The following is a 23,115-nucleotide window of genomic DNA, read 5'->3' as shown; positions in this document are numbered from 1 at the left end:
GAAAGAAGGATATGAAAGAAATGAAGTTATTACAAGACAAAATTATGCAAGAGGGTAAAGTATTATCTTCATCCGTATTAAAGGTTGATTCATTTTTAAACCATCAAATTGATCCGATGCTAATGAAGGAAATTGGTCATGAATTTGCAAATCGTTTCTCTGATCAAGTGATTACAAAGATTTTAACAATAGAATCTTCAGGTATTGCCCCATCCGTGATGTTAGGCTTAGAAATTGGCGCGCCTGTCGTGTTTGCTCGTAAACGTAAATCATTAACTCTTTCAGATAACCTTTATTCTTCAAAGGTACATTCATTCACAAAAAATGAAACAAATGAGATCTCTGTCTCACGTAATTTCTTAAGCGAAGATGACAATATTTTAATCGTAGATGATTTCTTAGCTAATGGTGAGGCTGTCAAAGGCTTACTTGATATTGCTGCACAAGCGGGTGCGAATGTTGTAGGAGTTGGAATTGTTATTGAAAAGGGCTTCCAAGATGGCGGAAAACTATTGCGTGAGCAAGGTGTTCGCGTTGAGTCATTAGCAATTGTAGATTCTCTTGAAGATGGCAAAGTAACATTTGCTACGGAGGCTCGCGCGTAATGAATACCTTTAAATCGACTGCGCTAGCGATTCAACATTTACTTGCAATGTATGCTGGAGCCATCTTAGTGCCACTGATTATCGGTGGGGCAATTGGCTTCGATTCAACACAAATGACATATTTAGTAGCAATTGATATTATGATGTGCGGGATCGCTACACTTTTACAGGTTTATTCAGGTAAATTCATTGGTATTGGCTTACCTGTAGTACTTGGCTGTACATTCACAGCGGTAAGTCCAATTATTGCGATTGGTACAAACCCAGAGCAGGGTATTACGGACATTTATGGTTCTATTATTGCCTCTGGTGTAATTGTAATGATAATTGCGGGCTTCTTCGGCAAGCTTGTGAAATTCTTCCCACCAGTCGTAACAGGGTCAGTTGTTTCAATTATCGGTATTTCCTTATTACCAGTAGCATTAAACAATATGGCAGGTGGACAAGGTGCTGAGGATTTTGCCTCTGCTTCTAATGTAGCCTTAGCCTTTATTACATTGGTTGTCATTTTAGTCGTTTATCGCTTTTCTACGGGCTTTGTTCGTGCCATTTCTATTTTAATAGGATTAGTAGTAGGTACTGTTTTAGGTGCCTTCATGGACAAGGTGGATTTCACCCCAGTTGCAGATGCTAATGTATTTCACATGGTACAACCTTTCTACTTTGGCATGCCAACATTTGATGTAACGGCGATTATTACCATGACACTTGTAGCAATGGTATCTTTAGTAGAATCATCTGGTGTCTATTTTGCGCTAAGTGATATTTGTAATAAAAAAATAGATTCAAAAGATTTGGCTCGTGGCTACCGTTCAGAAGGTCTAGCTTCAGTAATCGGTGGTATTTTCAATGCCTTCCCATACACAACATTCTCACAAAACGTGGGATTAACGCGTATGTCTGGCGTAAAAGACCGTAAAGTCATTTACATCACAGGTGGTTTACTAGTAGCACTTGGCTTCCTACCAAAAATCGCAGCATTAACAACGATTATTCCAACGTCTGTACTAGGTGCGGCAATGCTTGCGATGTTCGGTATGGTGATTACACAAGGTATGGGAATGCTTGTACCTGTTATGAATGAATCAGCGGAAAACGCAATGATTGCAGCGATTGCAGTAAGTTTAGGTGTCGGTGTATCCGTTGTTCCTGGCATTTTTGATGCACTGCCAACAAGCGTTTCAATCTTAACGTCAAATGGTATTGTTTGTGGTTCAGTCACAGCAATTATCCTAAATATTTTATTCAACATGATTGGGCCTAAGCATAAAAAAGACCCGATGCACGGGGAAGTATAAAATGATAATTAAATAATATTCATCTAAATATTTTACATATTTTGATGAAAAGAAAGTGTCACCTACTTTTATCTATTGATTTAGATTTGAGGAGGTGTCACTTTTTTGTTGTTATGGATTGTATGTTTTAAACTATAGATTATGATTTTAGTTAAAATTTGTTCCGTTAAAATAACTTTAGACTGTCATAAGGAATGTTTAAAATTAGACTAAAAGGGAATTTAAAATAGAGTTGTTGAAATCGCATGTAACTCTCTCTTTCAACATATACTTATATAAAACTACTCTCAGAAAGGTCTAGCACAAATGCAAAGTATTGTTTTAATTTTAATCCTACAATTAGTATATGTACCTTTTTTAACATTACGAACAATATTTTTGGTAAAGAATATCACATTCCTTGCAGCGATATTTGGTATGCTGGAGATGTTGGTGTATGTATTTGGCCTTTCACTCGTTTTCAGTGGGAAGCAAAGTATGTTATCTATGGTTGTCTATGCAGTTGGGTTTGGATTAGGTATATTTTTAGGAGCAAAAATAGAACGAAAGCTAGCGATAGGCTATGTTTATACAACCATTAATACGCAAAATAAGAATGAAGAGCTTGTGAAATTTCTTCGCCACGAAGGGTTTGCAGTCACGATTTATATAGGAGAAGGGCGAGATAGTAACCGCTATAAATATGAGATCTTAACGAAGAGGAATCGTGAAGGAGAGCTCTTTCAAATAGTAGAGCAATTTGAGCCGAATGCGTTTATTATCTCGTATGAGCCTAAATCATTTAAGGGCGGCTTTTTACTTGCTCGTATGAAGGCCAAGCAAAAATAATATTCAATATGAGAGGACCTTCGCTAAAAGCGAAGGTCCCTTTTTACATTTTTGTTTCAACCCAGTTTTTGAATAAGTCATAATCTGTATAGACGGTTTCTTTGTAACTCATTGCTTGTAAAATTGTATGTTCTATAAATACATTCCGTTCTTTACCGATTGCTTTTAAAATCTCCTCCTCGCTGTGATAGGTAAAAACATGAGAATAATCGATGTCAGCTCGTGCATGTATTTTAGCGGCAATTTTCCCCATAAGTGATGTTGTTGTAAAGTAATCCTCTACATCCTTATAGTTTTTAGGCTTAATCTTCTTTTTATAAGGAGAACGTTCTCGAATATAAAATTCCTGACCATTCATTGTAATAAAGGCTAAATGTGGATCCTCTAAGTGGTGCATGGCTTTTTGAGTTCCAACTACTCGTGCTCCTTGGTGCTCATAATGAGCCCAAAATAGATCCTGATAGGGAAGAAAGTAGGCAGGAATGGCTGTGCGTACTTCTTTCATTTCTAACACTAAATTTTCAACCCCTGATGCACCCTTTTCATCTTCCACTAAAATATAGTAACGTTTTAAACCGATTGAAGCTGTACCAGATCCATACTTATAAGCTATGTCCCTAATTTTATATGTAGAAAGTGCGTTTGAAATGGCACTGTATTCCTCAGCAGTGACTGGTTGAATTTCTTCATTCCATAAGAAAGCGCGCTCGCCGTCTTCATTGAGATACGTAATATCCTGTAAAAAATGGGATCGTTGGCGTTTCTCAAGCTTTTTCAATAACCTCTTTGCGGGTCCCTTGGTATTGTTCTTTGTGAAAATGAGTGTTAGAGGATCATCCTGTTTACGCTCAAATCGTTTTAGTTGATTGATATAACTATTAAGAAAATGTTGAATAGCCGTTTCTTGGGTTGTCTTATGTAAGCCTTGTTCTTCTAAATAAAGTGCAATACTAATACTCATACGAATAATATCGTATAAATATGAACCGACATAGCCCTCATCGAAATCATTGACATCAAAAACAATGGAGCCAGCTTCATTTTGAAAAGCACCGAAGTTATCCATATGCATGTCACCTTGAATCCAAGTCGGTTTTCTATCAGGAGTATGGAAGATTGAAGCGGATTTTGTCATATCAAAATAAAAGAGATAGGCACTTCCACGGAAAAAGCGAAAAGGACTTTCAAGCATTTTACGGTATTTCTCCAAGCGCTGTACCTCTGTTAAGCGCATTCGTTGACCATCAAACTCTTCAAAGATTGTTTCCAATTGTTCTTGTCTTAAAAAAGTTCTAGTATGTTTAACTTGTTCCAATAAAGCATGCTCCATATCATAATCCCCTTTGTTAATTTAAAATTTATCTGTATATACGGAAATAAATTGAATAAGTTTCGAAGAAATTTAGCAAATGCACTCGATAAAAATGGCTAATCATCTAAGGTTATTTCATAACATGTTCAATAACCTATTTTCATACTATAAGACATGCATAGACACGGAGGGGGGTTGTATGTATTTCTTTACAAAAAGTCTAGTCATTATAATAGGAAGTATTTCATTGTCGTTAGGAATAAACTTATTTTTAACGCCCTATGAAATTTTAGATGGGGGAGTAGTAGGGTTAGCGCTAATTTTACATTATTTATATAAGCTCCAAATTGGTTTAATGATTATTATCATTAGTATTCCAATTTTTATTATTGCGTGGTTTAAATATAAAACCTATTTTTACAATAGTATACATGGCTTACTAACGTCTTCCTTCATTATCGATTTTTTAAAGCCTGTCCGCAATCTTGTGCAAATTGATGCGCTCTATAGTGCCATTCTTGGAGGAATACTTGTAGGCTTTGGTATTGGTCTAATGCTGCGATTTCAGACAAGCACAGGGGGGACTGACTTGATAGCACAATTTATCTGTGATAAAACGGGTATCAATGTTGGGATATTAATATTTTTTATTGATTCCATCGTGATTGTTATAGGCGGCTTCCTCCTATCCACCTCGACCTTGCTATTATCTATAATTACAGTGCTAGTTGTGGGGATTACGACAAGCATTATTACTAGTCGAGTTTAATAAACATAAAAAAAGTTCCAGTATAAACTGAAACTATTTGGGGGTCTGATTATCGAGTGCTTTCATTAGCTTCTTTTTTGGATGTGCGGGTTTCACTTCGGCAATTAGTATAGCTAGTAAAATAAGGACGGCACCAACGACCATACGGCTTGTTAGCATTTCATGCAAAAAGATAACGGATAAAACCATGCCGAAAAAAGATTCCGTTGATAGTATAATCGCAGCCTTTGTGGCAGTTGTATATTGATTGGCCACATTCTGGAAAAGATAAGCTATTGTCGTAGAAAAAATCCCTAAATAAACAAGCGAGTAAATTGCCTCTTTTTCAAGCGACGTAGGAATTTCACCTTGACTAATGACAACGATAACACCTATAAAGGATGCTGTGAGAAACTGAATAATAGTTAGAGCAATGGCATCTTCTTTTTGAACAAAAAGGTTTGTACAAAAGATATCAAAGGCAAAAGCAACAGCACAAGCTAATGATAGGGCATCACCTATATTCATTGTCAATGAGCCTTGTAATGATAAAAAGCCAATGCCCACAATTGCCATTATCGAACCAATGATTTCGTAGCCATCAATACGCCGTTTATAAACGGCATATGCTATTAAAGGAACAATAATGACATTAACTGCGGTTAAAAAGGCATTTTTAGATGGTGTTGTATATTGCAGTCCGACTGTTTGAAGGGCAAACGCTATATACAAAATCGTACCTAATAAAGCTCCCTTCCAAATTACTGATCTCGAAGCCTTTTTTAAGCGGGCGCCAAATAAAACGGTTAATATGATTGAAGCTAATAAAAATCTGCCAGCCATTACTTGATATGCTGTTAAATATTCTAGAGCAATGGCCGTTACAACAAATCCACTACCCCACACGATTGCAGTAACTAATAACATGCCATCAGCTATGTAAGTTTTCATGTGTTCTTCCTCCTAACTTCAATAGAATAGCATAAGAGAGAAGAAAAGAATTTGATTTTATTTCTAAATATTCAGGCGTTTTTTTGTACTTATTCCAAAGCGATTAGTCACTGTTCATTTTGCTATGTAATAAGTACAATTTAACGGCTGCAGCTAGGCGTTCATAAAAAACATAATCATTATCTATGGGTGCTACTAGCTGACGTATTTTAGCCATACGATAGCGAATTGTATTTGGATGACAGAATTGTGCTACAGCAACTTCCTTAATATTTCCTTTTTTAATGATATAAGTTATGGCGGTCTCCATTAAGTCTGGATCAGCCTTATCATCAAGTAAAGGGGCTAAAAAGGAGGTAACATAGTCCATAGCGAATGTTGCATCTTTACGGTATAACTCGATTAATAAACAATCAGACGCGAGATTCTTATAATGACAGCTAGGGAGCATATCGATTTCAGCGAAAATATTGGCAAAAAAAGCTTCGCGTAATGCCATTGGGAATCCAGTCTGGGTATCATTACAACTGCTATAGCCGAAAGTGATTGTATCAGTGGGTATGGTATATAATGCTAGCCATTCATGTAAAACCCTTTCAAATTGGAATTGCTGAGATGGATGTGTCATGATGATAAAAAGACTTTTTTTATAAGAACAAATCATACCCGATTTTAATAGTGGCTCCAACGAGTAAAAGGGCTGCATCCAGTTCGGATGGATTGTGTCACCAGCTCGTAAATTTGCTATAAATACATATTTTTCAAAGGGCTTATTGAGCTGTTGTAAAATGGATTTGATTTGCTCCTGTGTTACATCTTCCTCCACTAACCTTCGTAAAATAGTTTCTATAAAATAGGAATAATCCTGTGTCTTAGCATAAGCCATCGTTTCTAAAATGATTTTTTCAAAAAACTCATCTCCACCAAAGCGCAATATAGGGAAATTATGCTGCTCTGCATACGACAAAACTTCTTCAGGTAATTCCTTAAAAATAACAGGCTTATAAGCTAAAGCACTAGCCCCAAGCTCAATTAGATTTTTAACAGCATTGAATAAATACTCAGGCTTTTGCTTAGCAAATAATAAACTACTTAACACAACACTGTTGGGTGTAAAGATAGTATCTCTGACATGGTGGATGTCAGGTGAAAATTCAAAGTCTAATATTTCTACATTTTGAACAGCTTTATTTAAGCCGTTGTGACCCGCTATAACAGTGAAGTCTTTGGTAATAGGTAGTTGTAAAAATTTCTCTACATTCATGAATGGATCATTGCCTTTCCTGTAGTAAGCTTCTAGCTTCTATTATAAAATTACTTGTTCATAAAAAACCATTACTATGAATGCTAGCAGGTTTCCCCCACAAAAAAATCTGCTCATTCAGTGGTATACCGTGAAGTGAGCAGATTTCTAGTGCTTATCGTTTAGATATTAGCAAAAATATTTGGTTTTCTATTTCTCTGTGGATTTGCTTGCTCAACAGCATAGCCTACATTTAAAATGCGTCCTTCTTTAAAGGCTGGGCCAATAATTTGTAGACCTATTGGTAAGTTTCCTTTAAAGCCACAAGGAACCGAGAGGGCAGGTAAGCCTGTTAAGTTACTAGGGCCTGTAAAGCGGATAATATTATCAATTAAATCTACTTTTTGTCCGTTTAACTCTGCAAAATCATCCCCAATTGTACTAGCTACAACAGGTAGGGTAGGGGAAATGAGCACATCTACCTTATTAAAAATCTCTGTAAACTCCTGCTTGATTTGACGACGTACCTGCTGAGCCTGCAAGTAATCGACTGCAGAAGGCAATTCACCAAGCTCAAATAGCAGACGAATATCGTCACCAAAATCTTGTGGTCTCTTTTGTAAATCTGAATGGTGTATAGCTGCTGCCTCTGAAAGAGACGTCACAAGCTCTGCCCATTCTGCATATTGTAGGGAAGGAATACGCACCACTTCTACTTTAGCGCCTGAATCCACTAAGCTTTGAATACTTGCTCTAACAGCCTTCTCTACATCAGCATCAACATTATTAAAGAAATATTCTTCATTGATACCAATCACTAGATCTTTGATATTGCCAGTAAGCTGCTTCTCATAGTTGTCTACTGGAACATTCACGCAAGTAGGGTCTCGATGATCAAAACCAGCAATGACTTCGAGCAAGCCCGCTGCATCTTTAACTGTCTTTGTCATCGGACCAATATGGTCTAAGCTCCATGCTAGCGGGTAGCAGCCGTATTTACTTACACGACCGTGTGTAGGTTTTAAACCTACAATGCCGCAAGCAGAAGATGGAATTCGAATAGAGCCTGCTGTATCTGTCCCTAGTGAAGCAACACTTGCTCCAGCTGCAACAGCCGCACCAGAGCCTCCACTTGAACCACCAGGAATTTTATCTAAGTCCCATGGGTTACGAACAGGGCCGTAATGAGGGTTGTTATTGGTAATTCCCCATGCATATTCATGCATACTTAATTTCCCAGTGAAAATAACACCAGCATCACGTAGCTTTTCAACCACTGTCGCATCATAATCAGAAACGAAGTCCTTATGAATTTTTGAGGACATCGTTGTTATTTTATCTTTAAAATACAAGTTGTCCTTTAAGGCCATAGGTATCCCATGATACATACCCTTATAATGACCTTGGAGAATCTCCTGTTCAACTTCTTTTGCCCTTGCTAAGGCTTCTTCCCGATAAAAAGCCATATAGGAATTAATTTTAGGCTGACTTTCCTCAGCAAAATCTAAAATAGCTTTCGTTAATTCCACGGGAGATAGCGACTTTGATGCAAGTAAAGGTGCCAACTCTTCAACAGATTTTAAATGTAAATCAGTTGTCAATGTGATCACCTCCAGGAATACTACGTACGGCGATGTCTGCATCATCGATCGCAATACCTTCTAAATTGCTGCGAAGTGACTGCATACCTTCCCAGCGCGTTTTTAATAGTTCAAGGTGTTCAGGTTTCGGTGTAATTCCTTTGTTCTCCAATAATTGTTGAATAGACAAGCTCATTAACAGGATCCTCCCTTGAATAATTTTTATCTAAATAGGTATCCCTATTAAGACCAATACAGTAAAAACACAAAAAAATATAATAGGTAATATAAACCTATTATTACAATCATACACTAATATCATTTTATATCAAATAAATTATTTGTAATAGTTTTAATATTGTGAAATATTAACTAGAAAAGAGTTTTGTTAAAACCTATTGCTGGAACTTGCTCTTTTTACATTCGATTCACAGTCTGTTTACAATCAAAGCGTACAATGAACCATAATAACCAATTGAAGAGGTGCAGGGATGGAGTCTGTAGTGGGACAAAGTATAAAAACAAGTAATATATTTTCTTTTTTTAAATATTTATATGGTCAGCATCAAAGTAGTTCGTTATATATGAAACGTTTAAAGGCATTGAAACAAATTATTCAACATAACGATTTACATACATACTTTCAACCTATTGTAGATTTACAGTCACAGCAAACAATAGGATTTGAAGCCTTAAATCGACCATTACCCTCAACATTATTTAACAGTGTGGACCAGTTTTACGAGTTTGTAGGACAAACAGATTGCGTTTTTTTATTTGAATGTTTTTGTAGAAATCTTTCCTTGAAACGTTTCAAGGAACGTTTACACAAAGACTTGGTGAATAAAAACTTTTTAGTGTTCCTTAATATACATCCGAATGTTTTATTAGATAAAAAATATCACAGTGGCGAAACACTACAATTATTGAAGGAGCTTGGAATCAAACCTCAGCAAGTGGTTTTTGAACTAACTGAGCGAAGTGCAGTAATAGATTTTGTGGAGTTTGAACGTGTATTATCGCATTATCGATCACAGGGCTATCGCATTGCCGTAGATGATGTAGGATCAGGTTATAATAGTTTAAAAACGCTCATCTATTTAAAGCCGGAATTTATTAAGCTAGACCGTTCATTAATTCAATTCATAGACCAAAATAGTGAACAACAGCAGCTCGTCACATTGTTAATGAAATATGCTGAACAAGCCAATACTAAAATCATCGCTGAAGGGATTGAAAGACAAGAAGAGCTTGATTATCTCCATCATATTGGCATTCATTATGCACAGGGATATGCGATAGGAAAGCCTGCAAAGGAAATATATATGGGGAAAATAAGGGTGGGTGACCATGAAGATAGGGGAAGTCATTGAGAAAGTTCCATGTATTGATGAATTTGTGAAAAACAAAGAAGTAGATGTACTTTTTACAAGTAATCCATCGTTGCGTAGCGTTGTTGTTGTGCGTGATGAAAAACCAATTGGACATATTACACGCACACATTTCTATCAAAAAATCGGTACTCGATATGGCTATCATTTATTAATGGAACGTCAAAATCAGCTGATGATAAAGAAAAATCCTTTAATCGTTGATCGTAATACACCAATCACAGAGGTTAGTACATTAGCTATGGCTAGACCTCCAGAGGATTTATATGATGATGTCATTGTCACGAAAAACAATCTTTATTATGGCATGGTTAGTATTCGAGAGTTATTGTTAAAGCTTGTTGATACACAAGTAGCCATTGCAAGTTTCCTGAATCCATTAAGTAGTCTTCCAGGCAATAAATTAATCGATGAAAAATTAGAAGAAGCATTACAGCTATCGCAATATAGTTTAATCTATTTTGATTTAGATCACTTTAAATCCTACAATGACACATATGGCTTTAATAAAGGCGATAAAATTTTACGGTATTTAACAGAAATACTAAAAAGACATATCTGCGGCGTAGAGGATTTTTTAGGACATATTGGTGGAGATGATTTTGTAGCCATTCTACCTTATTACGAGGTAGAAAAGATGTGTCAAAAAATTATTGATGACTTTGATGCCAACATACTTAGTTTTTATGAGTTGGAGGATTTAGCATATGTTCAGGTAGCTAATAGATCTGGAGAACTGGAGCCTTTAACATGTACATCTTTATCTATTGCCGTTATTACGAATGAATATCAGTATTTTGAATCTGTGGAACAATTATCCAATGCGGTAACACATGTAAAAAAGCAGTGTAAAAAAATAGCTGGTAGTTGTTACCTCATTAATAAACAACAAAATTATTTTGTTCATTAGCAAACTATGTTAGATTTGTGGAACTGATATGTAAAATATATGAAAATTTAAATAAAATTGATATATATTTTGGTTACAGGAGGTTTAGATGGATTCAAGAAGACTGCACATTTGGCAACCCGTCACTTGCTTAGAAAGAGCCCAAATCGTTAATGCCACATTGAATTATACAGATCGAGGGCTCTGCTTAACATTAATAGATCGAAACAATACAGAAGTTGATATTATCTATGATAAGATGTCTCCTATTCACGATTATGTTTGGTCTTTTCGCTATACTGGAGAAATCCCACGATCTGATTTAGTAGACATGGTCACTGAAGCCATGACCCAAGAACAATCTAAAAATTCTTCAGCAGAATGGTTTTATAAAATGAGCAATTCAGATTATATAGAATGGTTTGATCAACTCCCGTGGATTGGAAGCAAAGAAATTCCTACCGTAGAACATCATATCTACTGCTATAATGACGGTGTGTTTGACATCATTAGTGACTACGAACCAAGATTTGTAATTAGAAATAATGCTTAAAAGGCTGCCCCTGCACTGTTAAAAACTAACAGTATAGGGGCAGTTACTCATTTGTCACCAAATGTAGTGGCATTGATTAAACTAGCTATACATTTACAAACATTTTTTATGAACTTTTCCATGATTAATCCTTTGCCAGAGGATGATTGTTACGCCATTTTTCGGGGTATAATCCTTAGCAAGAAAGCATTTTGTTATAGGAATTTATTAATCTTAATAAAACATACTTGAATTATAGGGATTATGGGTATATAATTCGATTACATTATTATAAAACATCTTAGGAGGCATTCCATTGTCGAATTTACAAATCATTCTTAACGTAGCAGTGTTACTTGTGTTCGTTGGAATTTTATATGTTATGAATAAAAAGCACGTTAAGTTTTCTAATCGTGTTTTTGCCGGTTTAGGCTTAGGGATTGTACTTGGTCTTGGACTTCATTTTATTTATGGTCTCGATTCTGAAGTATTAGCCAAAACAACATCTTGGTACAATATTATCGGTACTGGGTATGTGAAACTGCTCCAAATGGTAGCAATGCCATTGGTATTTATCTCCATTTTAATTGCATTTACTAAAATGAAGATTGGTAAAAATTTCGGAAAGATGGCAGCACTTATTTTAGCCATTTTAATCGGTACAACAGCCGTTTCGGCAGCTGTAGGTATTCTTTCTGCAACAGTCTTTGATTTAGATGCAACACAAATTTTACAAGGTGACGCAGAAACTGCACGTGGTCAATACCTTGAAGAAAAAACAACGGGCTTAGCAGCTCCTGATTTACCAACACAAATTATTGAGTTATTCCCAGCAAATCCATTCCTTGATTTAACGGGTGCTCGTTCTACTTCAACGATTGCGGTTGTAATTTTCTCAGCATTCCTTGGTTTTGCTTATTTACGTGTGGCACGTAAGGATGAGGGAACAGCAGCTACAATTAAAAAAGGCTTGGATGCCATCTATGCCCTTGTTATGGGTGTTGTAACAATTGTATTACGCTTAACGCCATATGGAATTCTAGCGATTATGGCTCGTACGGTAGCAACATCTGATTTTGGAGCTATCTATAATTTAGGTAAGTTTGTTATTGCTTCTTATGTAGCTCTATTTATTGTTCTAATCGTACACTTATTAATCATTACATTAAGTGGTTTAAATCCATTTACGTATTTGAAAAAATCGGCAGAAACATTATTATTCGCCTTTACATCACGTTCTAGTGCTGGTACTTTACCGATGAATATTAAAACGCAAACAGGTCGTCTTGGAGTATCTGAGGGGATTGCAAACTTCTCAGGCTCATTCGGATTATCAATCGGTCAAAATGGTTGTGCAGGTGTATATCCTGCGATGTTAGCCATTATGATTGCACCGACAGTCGGCATTAATCCACTTGACCCTGTGTTCATTATTACAGTTATTGCAGTAGTAGCAGTTAGCTCATTTGGTGTAGCTGGTGTTGGTGGTGGTGCAACATTTGCAGCTATCCTTGTATTATCAGCACTTGATTTACCAATTGCTCTAGCAGGTGTATTAATCTCTGTTGAGCCTTTAATTGATATGGGTCGTACAGCGTTAAATGTAAGTGGTTCAATGACTGCTGGTGTTACAACAGCGCGTATTACTAAAGAATTAGATACAGAAATGTATAATAATAAAGAATTAGGTGCTCAAGTAGCAGACCTATAAGGTCAAAGAAGCCCCGTTAAAGTTTTAACTTTAACGGGGCTTCAGCTTTATACGATTTTTACATAAAAATCTTTACCGTTGATTAATTCGGATATCTCAATATTATAATTTTGTTTATAGTACTCATAAATATTGTAGGCTAAACCGGAGTGTCCATTCAAATAGGTTCCCTTTTTAATCTCTTTACGTGGATTATGGAAATCAAAATATAAGCGTGAATCATGACTCATTGTATTTAAAATAGCAAGAAATTCTTGTTCTTCAATATGAATTCCCCGTGTATACCGACATTCTCTACGATACGTATCATGTGACACATTTACGGGAGAAGCTTCAAGAATCATTTCAATATGTTTATTCAAATGATGACAGCTCCTTTCAAATTATAGGTAAAAACCATAAGAACAATCAGCTTTTATTACTTCTAGTATATAATTGTCAGAAAATTATATCAATATTTTTCTACCAGTTTTGCTGTTGAATTTCTTCAGCTATTAATTGTAAGTCATAGGCAGTTACTGTTAAAAGATTATAATCATGGGACTCCATATATTTTTCTGCAAGCCGTTTGATATATTTGGGTGAACCCTCATTTTCTTCATCATAAATTAATAAAAGTCCATCTGTATTTTGGATAATAAATTTGTCCTTCTCAATAAATTGCCAAGGAGCTTCATAGGGTTTTTTGGTCACGCTTGTGACAAAATCAGCTTGGGCAATTAATGCTTGATACTTTTCTTTTTTATGATCTTGCCAATTTTTCTCTTGCTCTAAAAAAGGTGTGATCACGGCGTATTTTAAAAGTGGGAATTCTTTTTTTAACATTAAAACAACTTCAGCACTCCAAGTTTCTACGCCCTGCTGACCGCTGATAATAACCCATTCGAGTCCTTCATCAAGCAGTGTACGTAGATGAGCTTCCAGTGCTTTCTTTATGATGACAATACCAGGATGTTTATCATTAAAGATACCAAGCTCATGTGGTTTATAGCCAGTAATCATAATACGCTGTAACAACAAAATACCTCCTAAGCTGTATAGTTGTAATACTAGTATACAGCAAGGAGGCAAATGAAATCGATATTGTCTATGAAAAGGCAAATAGTGTTAAAATTACTGCTACAGCTGCACAAATGCCTAAAAACCACCATGAGTCTGTAAAGTCTTCTTTTGTGTCACTATTCATAAAAAATATTCCTTTCTAATTTGCTTGTTTGAGGGGTTTTATTTTACTTGACCAGTCCAAGACCAATTTGTCCATATTCGTAAAATTGTTTCAAATGGACCACGTTTAAATTTCTTTAAATAGGCAAGGCTGAAAACACATTGCAGGCTATAAACAACAATTCCGAAAAGGATTCCGCCAAAGACCCCTAATTTGCCATATAAGCCAAGGCCATAGCCATAAAAAACAGTTGTACAAATGATGGTTTGTAGTAAATAATTGGTTAGTGATAGTTTGCCAACGCTCTCAAATGCAGGAGCCAGTAGTTGAACGGGACGGGTGTTATAAATGTATGCTGCGAGGCAAACATAGCCAATCGCTAATAACTGGGAGCCGCCCATTAATAAAATAGAAGAAAATGCACTTTTACTTTCTATAAAACTTACACTTTTACATACGAGTCCTATAGGTACAAGGAGAGCACCTAGCTTATACCATTTCATTTCCTTATGCATCTCCACGAAGGCTTGCTTCTTAGCAAGCGCCATCCCAAACAGGAATAGTGGTGCGTAGAACATAGGTGCAAAAATTAATATAATGAAAATAAATGAAGAATCATCCATTCCTGGTACTTCGGCATTAGCTCTAAAATCAAAAATTTCTAAGTAGCTGCCGTTAGCGTAAACATCATCCGCTTGCTCGATGTATGTGTCTATCTCTTTTTGTTCTTTTTTAGACGTTTCCATAGAGCCGTATGTTAACGCCGTAGTTAGTACAAATAGGATACCAGCCCAAATAAATAAAGTTTTTGGTTTACGATTAATAAATGGGATTAAAAATAACATCATACAGCCATAAGAAAATAGAATATCGCCTTCCCACAATAAAATAGAATGTAATAAGCCAAGGGCAATTAATCCTGTTGCACGACGTAAAATAGACCAACGGCTTTTATTCTTTTTTCTGCGGATGGATTCAATTAATTTAATAAGTGAGAAGCCGAATAAAATAGTGAAGATGGGCATAAACGAGCCTTCAATCACAACTTTTACAAAATATAAAGCCCCGTTATCTAAGGTAGAAAGATTTTTTAATTCATCTTTGCCATACATCCCGAATTGGAAGATTAGCAAATTTGCCATTAAGATGCCAAATAAACTAAATCCACGCATTGTATCAATGAAAGTAACACGATTAGTTGTCATTGCGTTTTATCTCCTTAATTGGTTATCTTATACATATAATAAATAGGGAAGCTTATGGTGAAATAATGACTACCTTAAAGTAATCTTAAAAGTAGGTGAGGAAATGCAGGAAGCATCAATTTTAGTGTTAGAGGATGAACGTGCCATTGCTGAAATGATTGAAATCATTTTAAGAAAAGAAGGAATTAACAATATTACCTTATGTAATACAATTGAAGAAGCAAAAGATGAAATGAATACTAAAACATTTGATTTTTATCTATTAGATATCATGCTACCAGATGGAAGTGGGCTGGATATTGCGAATAGTATTCGAGAAAAAAGTGATGCCCCTATTTTTTATTTAACCGCAAAAAGTAGTGATGCAGATAAGCTTCGTGGTTTTATGAATGGTGCAGATGATTATATTACAAAACCATTTAACCCCTTAGAGCTTGTAGCACGAGTAAAGGTGCAGCTAGTCCGTTATATGAAGAAAAAAGGTGTACCAGAAAATCACATATTTACTTGCAGCCGTTTTACATTTGACATTGATGCAGCAGAAATTGAGGTAGACGGTGTAAAGGAAATAATCAGTGGTCGCTTGTTTCATTTATTAAAATATTTATGTGACAATGCAGGGCAAGTGTTATCAAAAGAGCAAATATACGAACGTGTATGGGGTGATTGTTTATTTGATGATAATACAGTGATGGTACATATAAGAAAGCTGCGAGAAAAAATAGAAAAAAATCCTGGAAAGCCAACATGCATTATTACTGTCAGAGGCATTGGCTATAAGCTTGTTGGGGACATTTCTTCATGAAGCCTGCTGGAAAATTAACACTCCGCTTTGTTTCGTATTTCATCATATTCTATCTATTGATCATTTCAGGTTTTATTATGAGTTTGGTGTTTTTTGCTATTTTTATCAATGACCGTGTTGGTGACAACATTCATGTGATGAGCTCCTTTGAAATCGAAGATGATGCAGTTGTAGAGCAAGGGAAGACAGTTAAAATTGCTGATTATTTAGTGAAGAGAGCTGAAGAAAATGTTGGACAGCTTTATTTATTTGATCCAACCATGACGATTGTTGATTATACAGGAGATACATGTGGTCTATGTGGAAAGTCAGATAGTGAAATATTGGCATTGCAGCAACCAGGCATGCATACATGGGAATTGCCGAATTACTACTTATTATTTCTTCCAACTACTCCTGTGCAACCACTTTTTGAGGATGCGCTTGAAAACTGGACAGCGACAGGGGACATTTCAGCTGTAACACAGCAACGTCTAAAAGAAAATAAAGCTAGTGTTGAAATTTATGACGAGCAATGGAATCGAATTGAGGTCATAGGCGAACGTTATGAGAAGCTAAATAAGCCACAATTACTAGAGGAAAAATACGATATTTTCGAGCATGCGGAGCTGAAGCAAAGTACAGCCTTAGCCAACGATAAGACATTTGTTGTAAGAATGCCTAATCCATCGTATAAGCCATTTGAAGAGCCTTTTAATAAGGCAATGGTACTGTTTGTTTCTATCTTCTTTGGGGGACATATTATTTTGCTGTTGGGCGTTATTTTCTTATCTATTAGTATTTCACGTCAATTCGTGCGACCACTTGTCTATGTGATATCGCGCATTGAGCGACTTACCCAATTCGATTACAGTGAGATTAGTGACAAAAAAATCCATCATAAAAAGACAGGTAAGTTGAAAAGAAAATTTAAACTGTTTCAACCAGTAGAAGAGTCACTCAATCACTTATCAGAGCGACTTGATTCAAATGAAAGGCAAATCAAGCATGCAGAGCAATTACGGGAGGAGTGGATAACAGGTTTATCGCATGATTTAAAGACCCCGTTAAGCTCAATTTACGGTTATTCAACGATGCTGGCATCGGAGGATTATGAGTGGACAAAGGATGAGATGCGTATTTTTGCACAGACCATGCAGGAAAAGGCAACCTATATGGATGCACTTATTCAGGATTTGACGTATACGTATCAATTAAAAAATAAAGCCATACAGCTAGATAAAGTGGTACTGCCGCTAGCAACATGGCTACCACAATTTGCAGACGAACAGGTGTGTGTGAAGGTGTATGGTGATGTGTTGTTACAAGCAGATGAGCTTTTACTCAAGCGAATAATGGATAATTTAATTACCAATGCGAAAAAATATACCCCTGAAGGCACGAAGGTAATTGTGGAAGCACAACATACTGGTAAAGAAGTAATGCTTACCATTGCTGATCAAGGACCTGGTATTCCACAGGAGGAGCTCGATAATCTATTCGAACGCTATTATCGAGGTACGAATACAACAGACGATATAACAGGAACAGGGCTAGGACTAGCCATAACGAAGCAGCTCATTGATTTACACAATGGCACAATTAGTGTCCGTTCAGGTAAGGATGGGACAATCTTTGTGCTAAAATTTCAATGTCATTAAGGTGAATCTCTGAGCTTTCTTAAGACTGTACAAAGGTCTGTCATAGAACTTAATTTCATTCAACAGAGTAAAGAGGTATCAAAGTGTTCATTTGATACCTCTTTTTTTATTTATTTTTCGTACATCGTTCAGCGGGCTGTTCAATTTTTACGTAACGCCATAAGTTATTGGCGATGTCACGGGCCTCTGCGATATGTTCTGTGCCGACGAAAGCCTTACGGAAAGGTGTAAGAAGTGATTCGATGATAAAAAGCTTTGGTTTTTCTTTCTGCAATTCTTCTAATAAGAATTGTGCATACTCCAAACCTTCCATTGTTTCGTTACTCGATAATCCCTTTGTAAATCCTTGTAGTTGTTCAATAACCATTCCTTTTGTAACGGTTTTATAGTTCACGACATTTTGAATGGTATTGATCATTTCAACACTTACGATAATCTCTTTTGACTCAAGCATAGTGGGTATAATTACGCTAATATTGCGCAATGCTACACGTACAATAGCTTCTCGATTGATATATTTATAATCGGCAATAAAGACAGCACGTAGAGTGAGGTTAATCATTCCAAGTGTTTGAACAGCACATTCATAGCTAATAGGGCTAATCTCTTCTCCAAAGACTTGTACTAGACGATTGGCGAGCCATTCTAGTTCTTGTAAATGGTAATTAATAATAATTTTTTTTAGTTCTTTATCTCTTGATTGGAAGATGGATTCGAATATCTGTACTAAATTATGTTCACGATTGACATACATGAGAACAGCGACTTGCTGCGTCAATACCTCTAAATCTGTAGGGTCTTTGCCATAAATGAGCTCATGGCGACGATTACTAGCTTCTTCGCGACCTTCATCTAAGATGGCGATTAAGCATTCGTTTTTCGAAGTAAAATGATTATAAAATGTACCTTTAGAGATTTTAGCCGCATTGATGATGTCATTAATTGATGTATCTAGAAAGCCTTTTTCAATAAAAAGTTCACGTGCTGCTGTTATAATTTGTCTTTTTCTTTTGTTCATAACCTCACCTTTTTTATAATATTATACTCTTATTCTACACTTGGAATGCTTTTATATCAACGTTTATAAAAAATATAAACTTATTTGTTGAAAAAAGTAGACTACGAGTATAAAATAAGTTTTATCGTAAAACACAAGAAAGAATTGAGGGATATAAATGAATAGTGAGCAAACAATGAAAAAGCCCCCTTATGGCATGATAGCTATTCTATTTGTGGGTGCTTTTGTTGCTTTTCTAAATAACACATTGTTGAATGTGGCATTACCAACAATCATGAAAGATTTTGGGATCACCTATTCAAAAGTACAATGGTTAGCAACAGGGTATATGCTTGTGAGCGGTATTTTAGTGCCTGCTTCAGCATTCTTTGTGACACGCTTTAAAAATAGACATTTATTTATTACAGCGATGTCTATCTTTACAATTGGTACAATTATGGCAGGTTTCGCTCCTAATTTTGGCGTGCTGCTAGCAGGTCGGATGGTGCAAGCAGCCGGAGCTTCTAGTATGTCACCACTTTTAATGAACGTTATGCTAACAAGCTTCCCGAAAGAAAAGCGTGGGGCAGCAATGGGGATCTTTGGTTTAGTTATGATTATGGCGCCAGCAATTGGTCCTACATTATCAGGGTATATTGTGGAACATCATGATTGGCGTATGCTTTTCCAAATGATTATTCCATTTGCTTTAATTAGTTTATTATTTGGTGTTTGGAAACTAAGAAACGTGATGGAGACACGTGAAGTTCACTTAGATTTCCCTTCAGTACTTTTATCAACAGTTGCATTTGGTGGTATTTTATACGGCTTTAGTACAGCGGGCGACAAAGGTTGGTCAAGTCCATGGGTATATGGCACAATTACGATTGGCTTCATTGCTTTAATTATTTTCGTTGTTAAACAGCTGAAAATGGATGAGCCATTACTGGAACTACGTATCTATAAATATCCAATGTTTGCTTTAGGTTCTGTTATCTCAGTTATTGTCTCTATGGCAATGTTCTCAGGGATGATTTTAACACCAGCATATGTACAGTCTATCCGTGGTATCGAACCATTTGAAGCAGGCTTAATGATGCTTCCAGGAGCACTTGTCATGGGGATTATGTCACCAATCACTGGTAAGCTTTTCGATAAATTTGGTCCACGTGTGTTAGCCATTATTGGATTAACGATTACAACAATCGCAACTTTCGGTTTAACAAAGTTAGAAATTGATTCAAGCTACACATATATCGTATCGATGTATACAATTCGTATGTTCGGTATGTCGATGGTCATGATGCCTATTATGACAAACGGTTTAAATCAACTACCACAAATGATGAATCCACATGGTACAGCGATAAACAATACATTACAGCAGGTATCAGGAGCAATCGGTAGTGCGATCCTTGTAACATTTATGAATAATCGTACAAAAGTTAAAGCGGAAGAATTAATTGCAGAAGCCAAAGCGAATGCTGCACAATCAGGAGCAGCGCCTACAGCAGAGCAAATGCAACAAATGCAAGATCAGATTATGCAAACTGCCTTATTAGATGGTATTACGCATTCCTTCTTAATTGCAGCTGGGATAACAGTGATTGCAGTGGTACTTGCATTCTTCTTGAAACGCGTAAAAGTTGAAAGCGCAGCAGCGTCAATGGATTTAAAAAAACCAACTAAATAATCAAAGTAGCCCTAGCCAGTAAATATTTACTGGCTAGGGCTTTTTTTATTGAGTACACATGAAAAAAAATTTTAGGATTGGTGTTATTTTTCATCATTTTATTTTATATGATAATACTAATTTACAGAAAATTTAGATATTTAATAGTGGGGTGCTTCCTTGGTAGATGCATATATAACTGGCTTAGTGAAAGAACAGAAAATTCCAGGTGCTGTATTAATTGTTCAGCAGCAAGAAAGAAGGCTATTTTCATGCAATTATGGAGCCTATACTGCTGAGGATGGCAGCGAGCAAGCTATTTTAAGTAATACGTTGTTTGATTTAGCCTCCTTAACAAAAGTTGTCGCAACACTCCCAGCTATTTTACTCCTGATGAGTCGAAATCAAGTTTATATAACAGATCCAGTCCAAACCTATTTGCCTGATTTTAATTATCCTCTTATTACAATCCAGCATTTATTGCAGCATTGCTCAGGATTGCCAGCAGATTTAACACCTGTAGTTAAAAGACATCATAAGCGTGACATCCTGCAGGAGGTACTGGCAAGTGATGTAGTATGGCAGCCAAATGAACAAGTGCAATATAGTGATTTAGGTATGATTATTATAGGAAAGGTGATTGAGGAAGTTACTGGCATTTCATTAAAAAGTTTTGTAGAGCAAGAGGTTTTTAAGCCATGGGGCATGCATCATACATGTTTTCAACTGCCTGTGCATACAAGAAGGCTTGCAGCATCTACAGAAATGGTGGCAGGTCAATTTGTACAGGGAATAGTCCATGATGAGAAAGCTTTATTACTAGATGGTATTGCTGGTAGTGCAGGTTTATTTTCATGTGTAGAGGATTTAGCAAAGTATGCGGAAATTTGGTTGGGGATCAAGCAACAAAGTGTAATTCCATATGAATGGTTAGAGCTTGCCTATACGAAAACTTTTAAAACGAGGGGACTTGGGTTTGAAGTATGGGGAGGAGATGAAGCATCATTTTGTTTTGGTAGGAGGTGGAGCAAGGGCTCATTTGGTCATACAGGATTTACAGGCACGAGTATTTGGATGGACCCTGTAAAAAAGGCATTTGTCATTTTACTAACGAATGCTGTGCATTATGGGAGAAATACAAACATGGGAAGGATTAGAGAGAAGCTTCATACGATGATTTATGAAAAATTACTGATATGAAGGGTGGATCTGCTGGTATGAGACAAAAGAGTAAATGGTTATTGTTGCTTCTTTTATTACTCGTTGTGGGTTTAGTAGGCTGTAACACGAACGAGAAAATAACGACCTCAACAACACCTGATAATGAAGAGAAATCGAAAACTGAAGAGGTTTCGCTAACAATAGGGAGTTGGCGCACAGAAGATGTTGCCAAGTATGAAAAAGTGATTGCTTTATTCAATGAACAACATCCTGAAATACATGTTTCATTTAACCCAACTAAAAATACTGAATATAATACAGTCCTCAATACGGCATTACAGGCTGGAGAGGGTCCAGATATTTTTCACTTACGTCCTTATGCAGCTGGATTGAAGCTTGCGGAGGCAGGTTATGTTGAGAAAATAAACGGTTTAAATGGATTGAATGTATTTCCTGAAGAAGCATTACAGGCTTCTCGTGATGACCAAGGGAATCAGTACGGTGTACCAATTAACTTAAGCTCTACACAATTTTTCTATAATAAGAAGATTTTTAAAGATAATAATCTTGAAATTCCTACTACATGGGATGAATTCATAGCATTAAATGACCAATTATTAGAAAAGGGTATTACACCAATTGCAATGGGTACAAAAGAAGGTTGGCTATTATCGTTGCTACACGGTATTGTCGGTCCTGCTGTTTATGAGGGCAATGACTTTTACCAAGCAGTGCTCGCAGGAGAAAAGGATTTTACAGATCCGAAGTTTATTGAATCCATTCAAGTAATGAATGACTTGAAAAAGTATTTTCCTGTCAATTCAGAAGGCTTAGGAATGGATGATATCCGTACTTTGTTTGCACTAGAAGACGCGGCAATGTTTCCGTTAGGTAGCTGGGAAATTCCTGTTGTATTAGAAATGAATCCAGATTTAGATTTAGGTTATTTTCCTATTCCATCTAAAGAGAGTAATACAACAGTGACGACTTGGGTAGATGGCTCATTTGCGATCAATGCTAATTCGAAAAATAAAGAAGCAGCTAAAGTATTTTTAGAATTTTTAACAACTAAGGAGTTTGGCGATTTGTTTGTAAAAGAGTTTTCTATGATCAGCGCTATTCCAGGTATTACCTCTGACGATGCATTGTTAAACGCTATTAGTCATTCGACTGCAAATGAAGCAACGCCATATATGTGGGTAACTAATTTTACTGGTGGGGACCCAACAACAAAGAGCTTGCTTGAAAGTGAGCTACAAGGCATGTATTTAGGTCAAGTAACGCCTGAAGAGGTTGCCACAAAAGTACAGGAAAACGCTAAAACTTGGTTTACGCCATTTCAAAAATAATGAAAGCATCAAGTCAGTAGACCCCTGAAGTGC

Annotated in this window: 22 protein-coding genes; 13 read left to right on the top strand and 9 right to left on the bottom strand. The window is 36.3% G+C overall.

What is annotated here, in order from left to right; translation table 11 throughout:
• The first annotated feature begins 20 nt into the window (after positions 1 to 20).
• From ACMGGO_RS21350 to ACMGGO_RS21340, 3 genes are all read left to right on the top strand, one after another.
• On the top strand, positions 21 to 605 hold the full coding sequence (locus ACMGGO_RS21350; RefSeq protein ID WP_048391917.1) for a xanthine phosphoribosyltransferase: 585 nt from the start codon (positions 21 to 23) through the stop codon (positions 603 to 605).
• Positions 605 to 1,903 carry a nucleobase:cation symporter-2 family protein gene (locus ACMGGO_RS21345; RefSeq protein ID WP_315059169.1) on the top strand — a complete coding sequence of 433 codons (1,299 nt, stop codon included), beginning with the start codon at positions 605 to 607 and terminating at the stop codon, positions 1,901 to 1,903. Before ACMGGO_RS21350 ends, ACMGGO_RS21345 begins: the two co-directional genes overlap by 1 nt.
• 306 nt (positions 1,904 to 2,209) lie before the next feature.
• Positions 2,210 to 2,731, top strand: coding sequence for a DUF2179 domain-containing protein (locus tag ACMGGO_RS21340; RefSeq protein WP_048391915.1), 522 nt, complete (start codon positions 2,210 to 2,212; stop codon positions 2,729 to 2,731).
• A 43-nt stretch (positions 2,732 to 2,774) separates the two neighbouring features.
• Here ACMGGO_RS21340 and ACMGGO_RS21335 read toward each other — a convergent pair whose 3' ends face one another.
• Complete coding sequence (locus tag ACMGGO_RS21335; protein WP_342557296.1) at positions 2,775 to 4,061, bottom strand: DUF2252 domain-containing protein; 1,287 nt, start codon at positions 4,059 to 4,061, stop codon at positions 2,775 to 2,777.
• 181 nt (positions 4,062 to 4,242) lie between these two features.
• Between ACMGGO_RS21335 and ACMGGO_RS21330 the strand changes: the two genes are divergently transcribed.
• Positions 4,243 to 4,812 (top strand): YitT family protein, encoded by a 570-nt coding sequence (locus tag ACMGGO_RS21330; RefSeq protein WP_048391911.1) that lies wholly within the window; start codon positions 4,243 to 4,245, stop codon positions 4,810 to 4,812.
• A 33-nt stretch (positions 4,813 to 4,845) separates the two neighbouring features.
• Here ACMGGO_RS21330 and ACMGGO_RS21325 read toward each other — a convergent pair whose 3' ends face one another.
• The 4 genes from ACMGGO_RS21325 to ACMGGO_RS21310 all read right to left on the bottom strand — a co-directional run bounded on the left by ACMGGO_RS21325 (position 4,846) and on the right by ACMGGO_RS21310 (position 8,761).
• The gene (locus ACMGGO_RS21325) at positions 4,846 to 5,742 is read right to left on the bottom strand and encodes a DMT family transporter (RefSeq protein ID WP_048391909.1); all 897 of its coding nucleotides are present in this window, start codon (positions 5,740 to 5,742) and stop codon (positions 4,846 to 4,848) included.
• A gap of 103 nt (positions 5,743 to 5,845) precedes the next feature.
• Positions 5,846 to 7,006, bottom strand: coding sequence for a PucR family transcriptional regulator ligand-binding domain-containing protein (locus ACMGGO_RS21320; protein WP_420282236.1), 1,161 nt, complete (start codon positions 7,004 to 7,006; stop codon positions 5,846 to 5,848).
• A 161-nt stretch (positions 7,007 to 7,167) separates the two neighbouring features.
• Positions 7,168 to 8,586, bottom strand: coding sequence for an amidase (locus ACMGGO_RS21315; protein WP_328023642.1), 1,419 nt, complete (start codon positions 8,584 to 8,586; stop codon positions 7,168 to 7,170).
• A complete protein-coding gene (locus ACMGGO_RS21310) occupies positions 8,576 to 8,761 on the bottom strand; it encodes a hypothetical protein (RefSeq protein ID WP_009373346.1) in 186 nt (61 codons plus the stop codon). Before ACMGGO_RS21310 ends, ACMGGO_RS21315 begins: the two co-directional genes overlap by 11 nt.
• A 295-nt stretch (positions 8,762 to 9,056) precedes the next feature.
• Here ACMGGO_RS21310 and ACMGGO_RS21305 point away from each other — a divergent pair, with 295 nt between their 5' ends.
• From ACMGGO_RS21305 to ACMGGO_RS21290, 4 genes are all read left to right on the top strand, one after another.
• Entirely contained in the window at positions 9,057 to 9,938 is an 882-nt protein-coding gene (locus ACMGGO_RS21305) for an EAL domain-containing protein (protein WP_048391903.1), read from the top strand.
• Complete coding sequence (locus ACMGGO_RS21300; protein ID WP_420282235.1) at positions 9,916 to 10,866, top strand: GGDEF domain-containing protein; 951 nt, start codon at positions 9,916 to 9,918, stop codon at positions 10,864 to 10,866. Before ACMGGO_RS21305 ends, ACMGGO_RS21300 begins: the two co-directional genes overlap by 23 nt.
• 88 nt (positions 10,867 to 10,954) lie before the next feature.
• Positions 10,955 to 11,398, top strand: coding sequence for a hypothetical protein (locus tag ACMGGO_RS21295; RefSeq protein WP_036075393.1), 444 nt, complete (start codon positions 10,955 to 10,957; stop codon positions 11,396 to 11,398).
• Positions 11,399 to 11,693: 295 nt separating this feature from the next.
• Entirely contained in the window at positions 11,694 to 13,088 is a 1,395-nt protein-coding gene (locus tag ACMGGO_RS21290; protein ID WP_004227708.1) for an L-cystine transporter, read from the top strand.
• A 47-nt stretch (positions 13,089 to 13,135) separates the two neighbouring features.
• Here the strand turns inward: ACMGGO_RS21290 and ACMGGO_RS21285 are convergent, their stop codons facing one another.
• From ACMGGO_RS21285 to ACMGGO_RS21275, 3 genes are all read right to left on the bottom strand, one after another.
• Complete coding sequence (locus tag ACMGGO_RS21285) at positions 13,136 to 13,450, bottom strand: hypothetical protein (RefSeq protein WP_112117099.1); 315 nt, start codon at positions 13,448 to 13,450, stop codon at positions 13,136 to 13,138.
• Between the two features lie 100 nt (positions 13,451 to 13,550).
• On the bottom strand, positions 13,551 to 14,090 hold the full coding sequence (locus ACMGGO_RS21280) for an SLOG family protein (protein ID WP_369700611.1): 540 nt from the start codon (positions 14,088 to 14,090) through the stop codon (positions 13,551 to 13,553).
• A gap of 222 nt (positions 14,091 to 14,312) precedes the next feature.
• The gene (locus tag ACMGGO_RS21275; protein WP_103117325.1) at positions 14,313 to 15,458 is read right to left on the bottom strand and encodes a DUF418 domain-containing protein; all 1,146 of its coding nucleotides are present in this window, start codon (positions 15,456 to 15,458) and stop codon (positions 14,313 to 14,315) included.
• Between the two features lie 103 nt (positions 15,459 to 15,561).
• Here ACMGGO_RS21275 and ACMGGO_RS21270 point away from each other — a divergent pair, with 103 nt between their 5' ends.
• Complete coding sequence (locus ACMGGO_RS21270) at positions 15,562 to 16,263, top strand: response regulator transcription factor (RefSeq protein WP_048391893.1); 702 nt, start codon at positions 15,562 to 15,564, stop codon at positions 16,261 to 16,263.
• Positions 16,260 to 17,903 carry a sensor histidine kinase gene (locus ACMGGO_RS21265; RefSeq protein ID WP_048391891.1) on the top strand — a complete coding sequence of 548 codons (1,644 nt, stop codon included), beginning with the start codon at positions 16,260 to 16,262 and terminating at the stop codon, positions 17,901 to 17,903. Before ACMGGO_RS21270 ends, ACMGGO_RS21265 begins: the two co-directional genes overlap by 4 nt.
• Positions 17,904 to 18,009: 106 nt before the next feature.
• Here the strand turns inward: ACMGGO_RS21265 and ACMGGO_RS21260 are convergent, their stop codons facing one another.
• Positions 18,010 to 18,921: a TetR/AcrR family transcriptional regulator gene (locus ACMGGO_RS21260; RefSeq protein WP_048391889.1), complete on the bottom strand. Its 912-nt coding sequence runs from the start codon at positions 18,919 to 18,921 to the stop codon at positions 18,010 to 18,012.
• A 157-nt stretch (positions 18,922 to 19,078) separates the two neighbouring features.
• Between ACMGGO_RS21260 and ACMGGO_RS21255 the strand changes: the two genes are divergently transcribed.
• The 3 genes from ACMGGO_RS21255 to ACMGGO_RS21245 all read left to right on the top strand — a co-directional run bounded on the left by ACMGGO_RS21255 (position 19,079) and on the right by ACMGGO_RS21245 (position 23,082).
• Entirely contained in the window at positions 19,079 to 20,593 is a 1,515-nt protein-coding gene (locus ACMGGO_RS21255) for a DHA2 family efflux MFS transporter permease subunit (RefSeq protein WP_066038386.1), read from the top strand.
• 159 nt (positions 20,594 to 20,752) lie between these two features.
• Positions 20,753 to 21,772 carry a serine hydrolase domain-containing protein gene (locus tag ACMGGO_RS21250; RefSeq protein WP_048391885.1) on the top strand — a complete coding sequence of 340 codons (1,020 nt, stop codon included), beginning with the start codon at positions 20,753 to 20,755 and terminating at the stop codon, positions 21,770 to 21,772.
• Positions 21,773 to 21,789: 17 nt separating this feature from the next.
• Positions 21,790 to 23,082, top strand: a complete 1,293-nt coding sequence (locus tag ACMGGO_RS21245; protein WP_257962285.1) for an ABC transporter substrate-binding protein — start codon at positions 21,790 to 21,792, stop codon at positions 23,080 to 23,082.
• Positions 23,083 to 23,115 lie beyond the last annotated feature (33 nt).

It is taken from the genome of Lysinibacillus sp. BNK-21 (genome assembly GCF_048684915.1).
Lineage (GTDB): Bacteria > Bacillota > Bacilli > Bacillales_A > Planococcaceae > Lysinibacillus > Lysinibacillus capsici.
The sequence above is the reverse complement of the archived record's forward strand: the minus strand, read 5'-3'. Positions and strand labels throughout refer to the sequence as shown.